At 64.5% G+C, this 14,512-nt stretch carries 14 protein-coding genes; 5 read left to right on the plus strand and 9 right to left on the minus strand.

What is annotated here, in order from left to right:
* Positions 1 to 18: 18 nt before the first annotated feature.
* Both ACEN8I_RS14440 and ACEN8I_RS14445 read right to left on the minus strand, forming a co-directional pair.
* Positions 19 to 2,280 (minus strand): RelA/SpoT family protein, encoded by a 2,262-nt coding sequence (locus ACEN8I_RS14440; RefSeq protein ID WP_074579923.1) that lies wholly within the window; start codon positions 2,278 to 2,280, stop codon positions 19 to 21.
* Positions 2,281 to 2,318: 38 nt separating this feature from the next.
* A complete protein-coding gene (locus tag ACEN8I_RS14445; RefSeq protein ID WP_413329177.1) occupies positions 2,319 to 3,224 on the minus strand; it encodes an alpha/beta fold hydrolase in 906 nt (301 codons plus the stop codon).
* A gap of 118 nt (positions 3,225 to 3,342) precedes the next feature.
* Between ACEN8I_RS14445 and ACEN8I_RS14450 the strand changes: the two genes are divergently transcribed.
* On the plus strand, positions 3,343 to 4,125 hold the full coding sequence (locus ACEN8I_RS14450) for a 3-hydroxybutyrate dehydrogenase (protein WP_413329178.1): 783 nt from the start codon (positions 3,343 to 3,345) through the stop codon (positions 4,123 to 4,125).
* 6 nt (positions 4,126 to 4,131) lie between these two features.
* Here ACEN8I_RS14450 and ACEN8I_RS14455 read toward each other — a convergent pair whose 3' ends face one another.
* The 3 genes from ACEN8I_RS14455 to ACEN8I_RS14465 are packed head-to-tail and all read right to left on the minus strand — an operon-like array spanning position 4,132 to position 7,154.
* Entirely contained in the window at positions 4,132 to 5,226 is a 1,095-nt protein-coding gene (locus ACEN8I_RS14455) for an NAD(P)/FAD-dependent oxidoreductase (protein ID WP_413329179.1), read from the minus strand.
* On the minus strand, positions 5,226 to 6,263 hold the full coding sequence (locus ACEN8I_RS14460) for a histone deacetylase family protein (protein WP_413329181.1): 1,038 nt from the start codon (positions 6,261 to 6,263) through the stop codon (positions 5,226 to 5,228). The genes ACEN8I_RS14455 and ACEN8I_RS14460 overlap by 1 nt, the downstream gene beginning before the upstream one ends.
* A 45-nt stretch (positions 6,264 to 6,308) precedes the next feature.
* A complete protein-coding gene (locus ACEN8I_RS14465; protein WP_413329183.1) occupies positions 6,309 to 7,154 on the minus strand; it encodes an N-formylglutamate amidohydrolase in 846 nt (281 codons plus the stop codon).
* Positions 7,155 to 7,398: 244 nt separating this feature from the next.
* Here ACEN8I_RS14465 and ACEN8I_RS14470 point away from each other — a divergent pair, with 244 nt between their 5' ends.
* Entirely contained in the window at positions 7,399 to 8,025 is a 627-nt protein-coding gene (locus tag ACEN8I_RS14470) for an outer membrane beta-barrel protein (protein ID WP_413329185.1), read from the plus strand.
* A gap of 87 nt (positions 8,026 to 8,112) precedes the next feature.
* On the opposite strand, the gene ACEN8I_RS14475 is transcribed toward ACEN8I_RS14470, so the two are convergent.
* Entirely contained in the window at positions 8,113 to 9,024 is a 912-nt protein-coding gene (locus ACEN8I_RS14475; protein ID WP_413329187.1) for a LysR family transcriptional regulator, read from the minus strand.
* Positions 9,025 to 9,119: 95 nt separating this feature from the next.
* Between ACEN8I_RS14475 and ACEN8I_RS14480 the strand changes: the two genes are divergently transcribed.
* Complete coding sequence (locus ACEN8I_RS14480) at positions 9,120 to 9,617, plus strand: multidrug/biocide efflux PACE transporter (RefSeq protein WP_413329188.1); 498 nt, start codon at positions 9,120 to 9,122, stop codon at positions 9,615 to 9,617.
* Positions 9,618 to 9,645: 28 nt separating this feature from the next.
* Here ACEN8I_RS14480 and ACEN8I_RS14485 read toward each other — a convergent pair whose 3' ends face one another.
* A complete protein-coding gene (locus ACEN8I_RS14485; protein WP_413329189.1) occupies positions 9,646 to 10,359 on the minus strand; it encodes an SIMPL domain-containing protein in 714 nt (237 codons plus the stop codon).
* Between the two features lie 388 nt (positions 10,360 to 10,747).
* On the opposite strand from ACEN8I_RS14485, the gene ompR reads away from it, so the two are divergent.
* Positions 10,748 to 11,485: a two-component system response regulator OmpR gene (gene ompR / locus ACEN8I_RS14490; RefSeq protein ID WP_007866319.1), complete on the plus strand. Its 738-nt coding sequence runs from the start codon at positions 10,748 to 10,750 to the stop codon at positions 11,483 to 11,485.
* Between the two features lie 220 nt (positions 11,486 to 11,705).
* Positions 11,706 to 13,082: an ATP-binding protein gene (locus tag ACEN8I_RS14495; RefSeq protein WP_413329190.1), complete on the plus strand. Its 1,377-nt coding sequence runs from the start codon at positions 11,706 to 11,708 to the stop codon at positions 13,080 to 13,082.
* 13 nt (positions 13,083 to 13,095) lie between these two features.
* Here the strand turns inward: ACEN8I_RS14495 and ispF are convergent, their stop codons facing one another.
* Both ispF and ispD read right to left on the minus strand, forming a co-directional pair.
* Complete coding sequence (ispF, locus tag ACEN8I_RS14500; RefSeq protein ID WP_413329191.1) at positions 13,096 to 13,590, minus strand: 2-C-methyl-D-erythritol 2,4-cyclodiphosphate synthase; 495 nt, start codon at positions 13,588 to 13,590, stop codon at positions 13,096 to 13,098.
* A gap of 58 nt (positions 13,591 to 13,648) precedes the next feature.
* Entirely contained in the window at positions 13,649 to 14,380 is a 732-nt protein-coding gene (ispD, locus tag ACEN8I_RS14505; RefSeq protein WP_413329192.1) for a 2-C-methyl-D-erythritol 4-phosphate cytidylyltransferase, read from the minus strand.
* Between the last annotated feature and the right edge of the window lie 132 nt (positions 14,381 to 14,512).

The raw sequence follows: 14,512 nt of genomic DNA on the forward strand, positions 1-14,512 counted from the left end.
TGCAGTCGACGAAGGCACTCAGCGCCTGCGCGCGGAGCGCACGCCCGGCACCTCAGCGACGACGGCCAGCACCTGGTTGAGGCGGCCCGATTGCGCCACTTCCACGGTGAAGGTCATCCAGGCCGTGCCGCCGCGGTTGTCTTTCACCGACTGGGTCTGCACGCCGATCACGTTCATTTTTTCCTTGGCGAAAACCTCAGAAATATCGCGCAGCAGACCCTGCCGGTCGGCTGCCTCGACGGCGACATCCACCGGATACACCGCGCCATCGGGTGTCTTGGGCGAATTCCATTGCACCTCGATCACGCGGTCCGGGCTGCCGGCGGCCATGTTGCGGAAGTTGCTGCAGTCGCTGCGGTGAATGCTGACGCCTTTTCCCTTGGTGACAAAGCCGAGAATCTCGTCGGGCGGCGCGGGCTTGCAGCACTTGGCCAGTTGCGTGAGCAGGGATCCCATGCCGACCACCAGCACACCGCCCGCCGCCTTCTTGGCATTCGGGTTGGGCGCGCGGGCTTTTTTTGCCAGCACGTAATCGTCCTGGCTCAAGACCGGTTCGGGCGGCCTGAGCATGTTCTCTATCGTGCGCAGGGACAACTCGTCCTTGCCCACGACCTCGAACAAATCATCCGCCGCCTTGAAGCCGAGCTGCGCCGCCAGGTCGTCCAGCTTCATCGCCGTCTTGCCTTCGCGCTGCAGCAGTTTTTCCACGGCCTCGCGGCCCCTGGCCACGGTCTGCTCCATGGCCAGCGCGTTGAACCAGGCACGCACCTTGGACTTCGCGCGATGGCTGCTCAGAAAACCGAGTTCGGGGTTGAGCCAGTCGCGCGAAGGCCCGCCCTCCTTGACGGTGATCACTTCCACCGTCTGGCCGTTCTGCAGCGGTGTGTTGAGCGGCACCATGACACCGTCGATGCGCGCGCCGCGGCAGCGGTGGCCCAGGCTGGTGTGCACGCTGTAGGCAAAGTCCACCGTGGTCGCGCCCTGCGGCAGCTCCACAATGGCGGCGTCCGGCGTCAGCACGTAGATGCGGTCCTCAAACAGGCCCTGCTTGGCATCGCGCGCGCGCTGGGCCGCCGGGCCCGAAAGATCGCGCTCCCAGGCCAGCAACTGGCGCAGCACGGCAATCTTTGCGTCGTATTCGCTGCTGGCCGAAACGCCGCCGTAGCCCTTGGTGCCGGCCTCCTTGTAAGCCCAGTGCGCGGCCACGCCGTGCTCGGCGTGGTCGTGCATGGCCTGGGTGCGCACCTGAATTTCCACCGCCCTGCCCGCCTCATCGCGCACCACGGTGTGTAGCGACTGGTAGCCGTTGCTCTTGGGCTTGGCGATGTAGTCGTCGAACTCGCCGTCCACCGGCGTGAAGCGCGAATGCACGTAGCCGAGCGCCGCGTAGCAGCCCTTCACGTCGGCGGCGATCACGCGCAGCGCGCGTATATCGAAGACCTGCTCGAAGTCCAGCGACTTGCCGCGCATTTTTTTCACGATGCTGTAGATGTGCTTGGGCCGGCCCTGCACCAGCGCGGCAATGCCGTTCTGGTTGAGTTCGCGCTCCAGCTGCGCGCGCAGGGCTTCCATAAAGCCTTCGCGCTCCACCCGCTTTTCGTCAAGCAGGCGGGCTGTCTGCTTGTAGGTCTCGGGCTCCAGGAAGCGGAAGGCCAGGTCCTCCATCTCCCACTTGATCTGCCAGATGCCCAGGCGGTTGGCCAGCGGCGCGAAGACGTGCAGCGACTCGTAGGCCAGCGGCAGCGGCGCAGTCTGCCGCGTCGCGGCGTAGTGGCGCAGGGTCTGCAGGCGGGACGCCAGCCGCAGCATCACCACCCGCAGGTCGCGCGAAAACGCCAGCAGCATCTTGCGCACGTTTTCGGTCTGCGCTGCGGGGTCGTCGAGCAGCTGCGCCTTGGCATTCGCCGAACGTGCCTGGCGCTGCACCTGGACCAGCTTGGTGGTCTCCATCGCCAGCGCGGCGTAGTTGGCGCCGAAGGCCTTGGTGATCACTTCCTGCGGCTTGTTCAAATGCTGGCAGGCATAGACCAGGTAGCTGGCCGCCTGCATGGCTTCGGAACCACCTATGGTCTTCAGGATGGCCGCCACCGCGTCGGCATGGGCAAGGATGTTTTCACCCGTGTCGTGCGTTTCGCTGGCGATCAGGGGCTCGGCGAACGCGCGGGCGCGGGCCAGCGCATGCGGCTGGTCCGGCAGGCTGTCGGCCGTGGCGGTCACGATGGAGGCATTCGCCCCCTGGGAGGCTGTCGGGCCACCGGGCCCGACCACATTGCTTTTCATGAAACTTCAGTCAAATTCAGTCAGATCGTTACCGGGCCTCAGCCCAGCAGAAAGTCCGTCACGGCGGCGACCTGGTCGGGCGCGATCAGCGTGGGCGCATGTCCCACACCTTCGAACTCCACCACGCGGGCACGCGGCCCACGCTGTGTCATGGCTTGGGCCGTCCCGGTGCTCAGCAGGTCGGATTGCCGGCCTCGTACCACCAGGGTTTCGGCCTTGATATTGTCGTAGAGCTGCCAGAGCATGGTTTCACCCTGGCGCGCGGATTCCTCGGTCTCCTGCTTGAAAGGCACGGCGATCGCCGGGTCGTAATGCAGGCGCCATTTGGCATCAGCGGCTTCAGAGACTCGCCTGAGCATGGGACGCGACAGGGCCAGCCACTGCTCGGGCGTGTGCGGCCCGAAGCTCTGGGAAATTGCCCACATCGCATCGGCTGCTTCCTGCACCGAGCCAAAATGGCCGGCCTGGCCCAGATAGGTTCCGATGCGCACAATCGCCTGCCACTGGATGGCCGGGCCGACGTCGTTCAATACCAGCCTGCGCATCGGTACCGGCAAAGGCAGGTTTGGCGTTCCGCAGATCGCGATGCCGATCAGCCCGCCCATGCTGGTGCCCACCCAGTCCAGCGAGACCACCGGCGCCTGGGCATGCAACTGGCCCAGCATCGCCAGCATGTCGCCCGCGTAAGTGCGCAACTGGTAGCCCATAGGATCTTTGAGCCAGTCGCTTTCGCCGCGGCCCACTACGTCGGGGCAGACCACACGCACATCGGCCCGCTCGGACAGCGCCCGCGCCAGCACGTCAAAATCGCGCCCCTGGCGCGACAGGCCGTGCACGCAGACGATGAGGTGCGCACTGTCCGCCCTGCCCCACTGCCAGTAAGCCATGCGGTGGCCGCCGCCGGCATCGGGGCAGTTTACGTAGTTCAGCGTAGGTTGGGTCATGGTGCGGCGGTTCAATTCAAAGGCTTGATAATTGCTTGAGAAATCAACCCGGCGCCAGACGCGCGGCGCGAGGTTCGGGATCCCAGTTCAACCATCGTAAATCATCCGGAGAAACAATATGCTCAAAGGTAAAACAGCCCTCGTCACCGGCTCGACCAGCGGGATAGGCCTGGGCATCGCCAAGGCGCTGGCGGCGCAGGGCGCCAACATCGTCATCAACGGCTTCGGCGACGTGGACGGCCCCAAGGCCGAGGTGGAAGCGCTGGGCGCGCGCGTGGCCTACCATGGCGCCGACATGAGCAAGGTCGCCGACATTGAGGACATGATGCGTTATGCCGCAACGCAATTCGGCCAGGTCGACATTCTCGTCAACAACGCCGGCATCCAGCACGTGGCGCGCGTCGAGAACTTCCCGGTCGAGCGCTGGGACGCCGTGATTGCCATCAACCTGAGCAGCGCCTTCCACGCCACCCGCCTGGCCCTGCCCGCCATGCTGGCGGCCAACGGCGGCAAGGGCTGGGGCCGCATCATCAACGTGGCCTCGGTCCACGGCCTGGTCGGCTCCGCCGAAAAATCCGCCTATGTCGCCGCCAAGCACGGCATCGTGGGCCTGACCAAAGTTACCGCGCTCGAGAACGCCACCACGGGTGTCACCTGCAACGCCATCTGCCCCGGCTGGGTGCTCACGCCCCTGGTGCAAAAACAGGTGGATGCCAAGGCCGCAGCCGGCAACATCAGCAACGAAGCCGCCACCAAACAACTGCTGGGCGAGAAAGAACCTTCGATGCAGTTCACCACACCCGAAGAACTGGGCGCGCTGGCGGTGTTTTTCTGCTCGCCGGCCGGCAACAATGTGCGCGGCGTGGCCTGGAACATGGACGGCGGCTGGGCGGCGCAGTAAGCGGCCTTACAGCAGCCGGCTCACGTAATCGCCAATCGCCAGCGAACTCGTGAGCCCCGGCGATTCAATGCCGAAGAGGTTGACCAGGCCCGCCACGCCGTGCTCACGCGGGCCCTCGATCATGAAGTCCTTGGCGGCCTCATGCGGCGCCTGGATCTTGGGCCGTATGCCGGCATAACCCGGCGTCAGCGCACCATCGGCGAGCGCCGGCCAGTATTTGCGCACCTCGGCGTAAAAAGCCTCGCCGCGCGCCGGGTCCACCACCAGGTCATCGGGCGAATCCACCCACTGCACATCGGGGCCGAACTTGGCCTGGCCGCCCATGTCCACCGTCAGATGCACGCCCAGGCCGGCAGCCTCGGGCACTGGATAGATCAGGCGGCTGAACGGTGAGCGCCCTGGCAGCGTGAAGTAGTTGCCCTTGGCGTAGTGGCTGGGCGGAACATGCTGCGGGGATAAGCCGGCAAAGCGCCCGGCCAACTCCTGGGCCTGCAGGCCCGCGGCGTTGACGACGGTGGTGGCTTCAAGCTCTGTGCCATCTTGCGCCGCCAGGTAAATCGCCGATGCCGAACATTCGGCGCGCGCCAGCGGTGAATTGAGCGCAACCAGCCCGCCTGCGTTCTCGAGGTCGCCCTGCAGCGCCAGCATCAGGCCGTGGCTGTCTACGATGCCGGTGCTGGGCGAATGCAGCGCGGCCACACATTCGAGCTGCGGCTCCAGCGCGCGGGCCTGCTCGCGTGTCAGCAGCACCAGGTCGTTCACGCCGTTGGCGGCGGCCTTGTCGCGTATGCCCTGCAGCTGCGCAACCTGCGCCTGGCTGGTCGCCACGATCAGTTTGCCGCAGCGCCTGTGGCCTATGCCGCGTTCGGTGCAGTAGGCATACAGCAGTTCCTTGCCTTGCACACAGAGCCGGGCTTTGAGCGAGCCTTGCGGGTAGTAGATGCCGGCGTGGATCACCTCGCTGTTGCGCGAGCTGGTGCCCGTGCCTATCGCATCGGCGGCCTCCAGCACCATGACCTCCCTGCCCCGCAGCGCCAGCGCGCGCGCCACGGCCAGGCCCACCACCCCCGCGCCTATCACCACACAATCGACTTTGTCCATCAGCAGCCTTCAAAACCTTCAATGACATTGACGGCATTGGTGCCCAGCTCGGCAGCCGCATAACCGCCTTCGAGCACAAACACCGTGGACAGGCCCAGCTTGCCCAGGCGTTCGCCGAGGCGGATGAAATCGTCCGGCTGCAGTGCGAACTTGGAGATCGGGTCTCCGGCAAAAGTATCCAGGCCCAAAGACACCACCAGCGCGTGCGCCTTGAAGGCGGCGATGCGCAGGCAGGCCGCTTCCAGCGCCTCGAACCAGCGCGCCGCCGTGCAGCCCGCCGGCAGCGGCAGGTTCAGGTTAAAGCCCGCGCCCTCGCCCATGCCGGTCTCATCGGCATGGCCCAGGTAAAACGGGTACTCGGTCATAGGGTCGCCGTGCAGGCTCACAAACAGCACGTCGGCGCGGTCGTAAAAAATGCTTTGCGTGCCGTTGCCGTGGTGGTAATCCACGTCCAGCACCGCCACGCGCGCCGCGCCGCCATCCCGCAGCGCCTGGGCGGCCACTGCGGCGTTGTTCAAAAAGCAATAGCCCCCCATGAAGTCGGGCCCCGCGTGGTGCCCGGGCGGACGGCTGCAGCAAAACACGGCGCGCTCGCCTGCCGTGAGCAGCGCCGCGGCGCTAGCGGCTGCATCCGCACCGGCCTTGGCGGCATACCAGGTGCCGGCCGACAGGGGCGAGCCGTTGTCCATCGAATACAAGCCCAGTCGCGCGGTGAAGTTGAGCGGCTCCACGTCGCTGCGCAGGGTACGCACCGGCCATACCGAGGGAAAGGGCTGGCGCGCTTCGTTGCCGGCCTCCAGTTGCACCCAGTCGCGCCAGGCATGCTCCAGAAACGCGAGGTAGCGGGCACTGTGCACCTTGGCCAGCACCACGCGGCTGTCGGCATCCGGCGTCTGCAGTACATGGCCGCGTTCGCTCAAACGGGCTTTGACATATTCGGCGCGCGCCGGTGTTTCAAAACAGGGCACGCGCTCGCCGCGGAAAAATTCGTACTGCGGGGCATGGGCGTGGTGGCTATCGCTGAAAAAGGTAAGCATGGCGGCGGGGTTTGGGCAAAAAAAACGGACGGCGGCCCGCGGGCTTCACATTGCGCGGGGATCGGTTTTAAGCAGCCGTTCGACCAGCGAGCGCAAGCTGGCCTTGAGCGATTCGGCGCCGGCCGTCAGCGCGAAGCTGCTTTCATCCATATAAAGCTTGCGGTTGATTTCGAGCTGGATGCTATGCCGGTGTTCCGCGGGTCGGCTATAGCGGCGAACCAGTTCCACGCCTTTGTAGGGATGGTTGTAGGCCACGCTGTAACCGCGCGCCTTCAGGTGTTCGCACACCAGTCTGGACAAAGCCTTGCTGGCCGTCGTGCCTTCGCGGTCGCCCACCACGAAGTCGGCATGCGCCTCGCCCGGAAAATCCGTGGCGCTGCTGGAGGCCACCGCCGGCATGGAATGGCAGTTGATGTGGATGCTGTAGCCGTGCGCCTCGTGGGCGGCATCAATCGCGCGCGCCACGGCCGCGTGGTAAGGCTTCCAGCATTGCTCTATGCGCGCCTGGATTTCCGCCACGCCAAGCTTGCGGTCGTACAGGGGAACGCCTTCATCGGTGGTGCGCCAGATCAGGCCTTTGCCCAGGCGCACCTTGGACAGTATTTGGGGATCGGTCTCCACCGGTCCGGGCCAGGGCCCATCCAGCAGGCTCACATCCATTTCCGTAGTGTTGCGGTTGGCGTCGAGGTAGCTGCGCGGAAAGTGCGCCTCCACCCAGTGCACGCCCAGGGCGGGGGCAAAGTCGTAGAGTTTTTCGACATGGGTGTCTTCGGCACTGCGCAGCACGGCGAGTTCGCAGGCGTGCCGGAAATCCGCCGGATAGACCGTTCCGCTGTGGGGAGAATCCAGGACCAGCGCTGTGCTTCCGGGCAGGTAGGTAATGAGCGGCATGCCCTGACTTTAGCACCGCAAAAATCGGCTCAGGAGCCCTGCACGGCGCCGCGCCAGCACGTCTCGCCATGCGCAAACTCTGCGGGCAAACTTCCGCTTGTCCTACAGGGATTTAACTTTTGCACCCACAAAAGCGCACCCGGGCGCCCCTTAAATTTCACGACGGAAATCAACAACTTGCGGCCGTTTTGCCACAAGCGTGACGCCGCCCATTTATCCATTGAAATCCCCTGAAGGAAACACCATGCCATCATTGACCCGTACCTTTTCCGCCACCTTGCTGGCCGCGGCCGCGCTGGCAGCCGCCACCGGCGCGCAGGCCCAGAGCAGCTCGAGTTCCAGCATGGGCACGTCGAGCAGCAGCAACTATTCCTTTTATGCACCGGGCTCGCGCTACTTCGGCCTGAACGTGGGTCAGTCGGACTTCTCGCTGCCCAGCGGCGGCGGCGCTTTCCCGTCTGACAACAAGGACACCTCGTACAACCTCTACGGCGGCAGCTACTTCAACAACAATTTCGGCCTGGAGCTGGGCTACACCGATTTCGGCAAGGCCAACCGCGGCGGCGGGCAGACCGAAGCGCAAGGCATCAGCCTGAGCCTGGTCGGGCGCCTGCCGCTGAGCAACTCCTTCAACCTGCTCGGCAAGCTGGGCACAACCTACGGGCACACCCGCGTGTCCGCCTCGCCGGCTTCCGGCCTGGCATCCGGCAGCGACAACAATTGGGGCGTGTCTTACGGCATAGGCGCCGAATGGGCTTTTACCCCGGCTCTCTCGGCCGTGCTGGCATGGGACGAACATAACCTGAAGTTCGTCGGCACCGGCAAGGAACGCGTCAGCACCACCAGCCTGGGCCTGCGCTACCGCTTCTAAGCTTGACCGCCTGATCGGCCCTGATGCGGGCGCGCTTGTCGCGCCCGTCACCATTCGCCCGCATACCTGATCAGGTCGCGGGCTTTTTCACACCCCGCCAGGGACCTCGGCCGGATTTCCGGGCCCGGCGGGCGCCAGCATTTCCTGCAACAGCCAGGTGCCGGCGCGCCCCAGGGAACGCTGGCGCGACCACACGGCATCGACCGGCACGCGCCGCGGCCAGCCGCGCGCGTCGAGCTCGCTGAGCTTGCCGGCGGCAAAACGCGTCACCATCCAGCGCGGAATCGCCGCCCAGCCAAAACCCAGCACCGCCATTTCCATCAGCATGAGGTAGCTGGGCGCCGACCAGGCGCGGCGCGACTGGGGCAAGCCCTGGGCGCCCTGCTCTCCCTCTATATACGTATCCAGCCGCAGCTCTCTGAAGCCAGCCAGTAGCTCGGGCGTGATGTCCTTTATGCCTGCCAGCGGGTGTGCCGTGGCCACAAACAGCGTAATTTCAGACTGCTCGGCAATCGTGGCCGAACCGATATCCGGCGGGTAGGTGTTTTGCGCGGCCACCACGCCAATATGCGCCCGCCCCGTCTGCACCAGCGAGACCAGGTCGCCGTGCTCGGCAATCAGGCATTCGAACTCAAGGTCCGGAAAGCGCTGTTCAAAAGCCGACAGCATTTCCTCAAACCGGTCGGACTGGTAGGTATCGGACCACACCACGCTGAGCTTGGGCTCCATGCCGCCGCCGAGCTGGCTGGCGGCGCGGTCCAGCCGGTCGCTGGCCGCCAGGATTTCCTGCACCTTGCCCAGCATGACCCTGCCGTGCTCCGTCAGGGCCGGCTTGCGGCTGCTGCGGTCAAACAACGTGATACCCAGGTCAATTTCCAGGTTGGCGATGGCACTGCTGACGGTCGACTGGCTTTTGCCCAGCTTGCGTGCCGCGGCCGAAAACGAGCCCAGTGTGGCGGCCTCGGCAAAAGCGGTCAGGGCTTCCGGGGAATGGCGCATACGGCGGCTTTTTATCTATTTTTACGATAGTTATTGATTTTAATGTATTCGAAATAGCGATGAAAATACCGTCATCGCCCCCAGCATCCATGCTGATGGGGCCTGACCTCTCAGAAAGTGAAGAGTGCACCGTGAGTCTGCAAAAATCCCTCAAAGAACGTTTTTTCCACGCCCTCGGGTTTGAAGTCCTTGCCATTGCCATCTGCGCGCCCCTGGGCGCCTGGCTGCTCGGCTATTCGCTGGCGCACATGGGCCTGCTGACCTTGATGGTCTCGCTCATGGCCATGAGCTGGAATATGCTGTTCAACGCGCTGTTCGACCGGGCGCAGCGCCGCATGGGCTTTGAACGTACCCTGGCGGCGCGAGCCGTACATGCCGTGTTGTTTGAAATCGGCCTGATCATCGCGGTGGTGCCGCTGGCCGCCTGGTGGCTGGACATAGGCCTGTGGGAAGCCTTTGTGCTGGACATCGCGATCGTGCTGTTTTTCCTGCCCTATACCTTCTGCTTTAACTGGGCTTACGACCACCTGCGCGTCAAGGTTGTCGCGCGCCATCGCCGCCAAAAGCAGAAAGCCTGCGCTTCGGCGGCCTGAATGCAGGGCGGTTAACCGCCCGGCTTCATCATTTCATCTGCACCGAGCCCGACACATTGACCAGCACCGTGCTTTTGCCGGCTTCCACGGGCACTGAAGCATCGGCCATTTCAGCCTTGGCCATCGCCATCATGCGGGGGCGCGGCGGGCTGCCCTGGTCGTTGGCATTGATGGAAACTTCGCGCAGCGAGTAGCTGCCAAAACCAAAGCTGCGCGCCACTTCGGCGGCCTTGGCCTTGAAGCGTTCGATGGCCTGGGCCTGGGCTTCACCCTCGACCTTGGCGCGCTGCTCGCGGCTCAAGGCAAAACTCACGTTGCTCATGGTGAGGGTCTGGATCTTGCCCGCCGTGCCGGTGATGCGCGGAAAATCCTTGCCTTCCAGCACCAGTTCGGTCGAACCCTGCCAGCCGTTGATCTTCCCGTCCTTGCCGTAGCGCGGGTAAAGGCTGAAGTTGCCGGTACGCACGTCCATCTGGCCCGTCGCGGCCGCCTGCTTGGCCTCCGTGAGCGCGGTGTCCAGGGCCTGTTTAAGCTGGGTCTGCACGACGCCGGCGTCAGTGCCGTCGCGCGTGGTGCTCAGGGAAATCGACAACAGGTCCTGCTGCACCTCGACGGAACCGCTGGCCGACAGCTGGGCCACGTTCTGCAGGATTTCATGCTGCATGGTCTGGGCCATGGCGCTGGAGGCCAGCGCGGCGCCGGCAAACAAGGCGCACGCGGCGATCAGGGTGGGAGTTCGCATCAGAAAAGCCTTTCGGGGATGTTCTCGGCGCCGGGCCGAAAAAAGAGAAAAAGAAACCATAAACATTCGTCAGGGTTAGCGCGCTTTTTGTGGCTTTTGCAAGTCATTCGATGCCCGAGGCGGCAGCGGTCGATGCCCGTTTTGGGCTTGGCTGATTTCTGTTTACGGCGGGTAACGCACTGCAGCAACAGGTGCGCAGCAGCGGCCGCCCATTTTTGCATGTGATTCTGGCAAAGCCTGTAGGAGCAGTGCCACAACAAGGGCTGTGCCCGCACTCACAGTTGCACATCGCCGCAACTTTTGTAACAGTATGTCAAACCGACTGAAAAACGAGACATCTCGTGTTTTCAGCCTTCAAAATGGCTCTGTTACAAATTACCAGACGACTATGACCCAAGCCCAACCTAACGCCCGTGCCGACAAAATCCTGATCCTTGACGACGATGCCCGCATCCGCGACCTGTTGCGCCGCTACCTCGCCCAGGAGGGTTTCGAAGTCATCCTGGCCGAAGACAGCAAGGCCCTGAACCGCATCATGTTGCGGGACGCCGTCGACCTGATCGTCCTGGACCTGATGATGCCCGGCGAAGACGGCCTGTCCATTTGCCGCCGGCTGCGCGCCGCCAACGACCGCACCCCCATCATCATGCTGACCGCCAAGGGCGAAGACGTGGACCGCATCGTCGGCCTGGAAGTCGGCGCGGACGACTACCTCGCCAAGCCCTTCAATCCCCGTGAACTGCTGGCCCGTATCCATGCCGTGCTGCGCCGCCGCCCTACCGCCGAAGTGCCCGGCGCGCCATCCAGCGACCAGGAAGTCATCACCTTCGGCCCCTTCTCCTTCGACATGGGCCTGCGGACCCTGCACAAGAACGGCGAGGAACTGCCCCTGACCACCGGTGAGTTCGCCATGCTCAAGACCCTGGTGCGGCACCCGCGCCAGCCGCTGTCGCGCGAAAAGCTGGCGCAACTGGCCCGCGGCCGCGAGTTCGAGCCCTTCGACCGCAGCCTGGACGTGCAGGTCTCGCGCCTGCGCAAGCTGATCGAGGTCGATGCGGCGGTGCCCCGCTACATCCAGACGGTCTGGGGCATAGGCTATGTGTTCGTGCCGGACGGCACTAACTAGCCCCCACGCTTTTCACTTCGCCTTCGGCTTCGTGTAATGCGCTGCCCCCCGAGGGGGCCGCCCGCCTGCGGTCTGGCAAAGCCAGTCCCGCGGCTCGTGCTGGTTGGAGAATTCACTGACGCGCGCCTGCAACAGGCGGCTACAGCTTGTCCGCCGTGACGCGAGCGTATCGTGCTAACGTCCATTTCCAGCCCGCCCACCCGGCACGTACCTACTTTTTATGGACGCCACCAACCCGGCCCCCCTTGAAACCGCCCCGGCACCGCTGGAGATGCGCCCGCGGCGCGGCTTCAGCCTGTTCTGGCGGACTTTTTTCTTCCTGTCCCTGCTGCTGTTCGGCTCCATCGTGGCCTGGCTGCAGACCTTTCGGGCGTTGGAATCCGAGCCGCGCGCCATCCAAAGCGCGCAGCAGCTGGCCTCCCTCGTCAACCTGAGCCGGGCCGCCCTGCGCTATTCCGATGCCATCGCCCGCGTATCGCTGATCAAGACCCTGGCCGACGAGGAACGCGTGCGCATCACGCCGCGCGAACCCAAGGACAAGTTCGATCTCTTCGAGAGCGACGAGCTGGGCGAGCGCACCGCCGAAGAACTCAGGGCCCGGCTGGGCACCGGTACCGTCGTGGCCAGCAGTGTCAACGGCCAGAAAGGCCTGTGGGTGGGCTTTGCCATCGATGGCGACTCCTACTGGCTGCTCACCGACCCGTCCAAGATAGGTCCGTCGCGCAACAGCACCTGGGTCATCTGGCTGATCACGGCGGCCGTGCTGTCGCTGGCGGGAGCGGCCTTTATCGCCCGGCTGATCAACCGGCCGCTCAAGCAGCTGTCCTTCGCGGCCAGCCGCATGCGCGACGGCGACTTCGACGCCAGCCTGCTCGACGAGAAGGTCGCCACCAGCGAAATCCGCGAAGTCAACATCGGCTTTAACCGCATGGCCGAGCAGCTCTCCAAGATCGAGCAGGACCGGGTCATCATGCTGGCCGGCATTTCGCACGACCTGCGCACGCCGCTGGCGCGCCTGCGCCTGGAAACCGAGATGAGCGTCACCGACCCCGACGCGCGCGAACACATGGCGGCCGATATCACCCAGCTGGACGCCATCATCGACAAATTCCTCGACTATGCCCGGCCTGAGCCGCCGCGGCTGGAGCGCGTGTCACTCAATGCGGTGGTCGACGCCGCGGTCTATGCCGTGGCCGACTACGAGGACATGCGCGTGACCGTCGCCATCCCCGACGACATGGCGGTGCTGGCCGATGAGGTCGAGCTATCCCGTGTGATCGCCAACCTGCTGGAAAACGCCAGGCGCTACGGCAAGACGCCGGAAACCGGCATTGCCCTGGTCGACATCGCCGCCAAGGCCCGCGACCAGTGGGTGCTCATCAAGGTCCGCGACCACGGCATGGGTGTGGCGCCGGAAGCCCTGTCCAAGCTCACGCGGCCGTTTTTCCGCGGCGACGCCGCCCGTACGGCCGCTACAGGCGCGGGCCTGGGCCTGGCGATTGTGGAAAAAACCGTTCACCGCATGGGCGGCGTGTTCGGCCTGGCCAACACCGGTTCCGGCGGGCTGGCGGCGCACATCAAACTGCGCCGAAGCTGATTTTTTCGCCCGCCTAGAGCGGCTCTCGATGCAGCAGCACCACGGCGCGGGCTTCCATGCTCAGGCCCTGGCCGACCGGACCCAGCTTTTCAGCTGTTTTGGCCTTCACGTTGACCTGGCCGGCATCGAGCCCCAAGGCGGCGGCGATGTTGCCGCGCATCGCGGCGATGTGCGGAGCCAGCTTGGGCGCCTGCGCGATTACGGTGCTGTCGATGTTGACGATCTTCCAGCCGCGCTCGGCCAGCAGCCGCCCCACTTCGGCAAGCAGCACCGACGAATCCGCGCCCTTGAAGCGCGTGTCGGTGTCCGGGAAATGCGAGCCAATATCGCCCAGCCCCGCCGCGCCCAGCAGCGCATCGGTGATCGCGTGCAGCAGCACATCGGCATCCGAATGGCCGAGCAAGCCCACGGCGTGGGGAATATCGACCCCGCCAATGATGAGCTTGCGCCCGGGCACCAGGGCATGCGTGTCCCAGCCTTCACCGATTCGAAAATTCATGGCGGTCATCGTGGGGCCTTGCTTGGGTTGAGTTGGGTTAAGAGGTCGGCCATGGCTATTTCCTTTGTCATTTCCTGCGTCGCTCAAAAATGGCTTCAGCCAGCGCAAAATCTTCCGGATAGGTGACCTTGAAGTTCTGCGCGCTGCCGCTCACCAGCCGGGGTGAGAGGCCCGCCGCCTCCATGGCGCTGGATTCGTCGGTGACTGTGTCCCCCGCCTGCTGCAAGGCATCGATCAAAGCCCCGATACGAAACATCTGCGGCGTTTGCGCCAGCCATTTGTCGCTGCGGTCCAGGGTGGAGGCTACGCGGCCGTCGCGTCCGGCTTTGAGCGTATCGGGCAGCTTTTGCGCCAGCAGGCCGCCCACGGCATCGTTGCGGCATTCATTGATCAGGTTCTTGATTTGTTCGGGCGTGACCAGACAGCGCGCCGCATCATGCACCAGCACCCAGTCGCCCAGGGCCGCGCCGCCCGGCTGCTCCACCATGGCTTTGAGACCGTTGAGCACCGTCGCCGCGCGCGTGGCCCCCCCGCCCACCAGCAGGACTTCATTGCCATGGTTGAAGTCCGGGAAGACCTCGAGAAAGTCATCGTCAGACGGCGAAATCACCACCCAGACGGCTGCAAAGGTGTCTGCCAGCGCCCTGAAAGCTTGCACGGTATGCCTCACCATGGGCAGCCCGTCAATCAGCTGGTATTGCTTGGCTTTGGCCGTTCCGGCCCGGCTTCCCTGCCCCGCGCAAGGGATCAGCACAAAAAAACGGGGTTCAGGACGGGTATTGGCCGGGCTTGTCGTCATAACTTCATCATAGATTCTAAAATCAGGGCTTGAATACGCAGGCACCCCACTCCGCATGGTTTGGGGTGCCTGGCTTTTGCCGAATCATTTCTCTCATTCCTGATTGACCGAACCCACCTGGCCAGCCCTCAC

Origin of the sequence: Polaromonas sp. CT11-55 (genome assembly GCF_047303325.1) — a bacterium.
GTDB lineage: Bacteria > Pseudomonadota > Gammaproteobacteria > Burkholderiales > Burkholderiaceae_C > Polaromonas.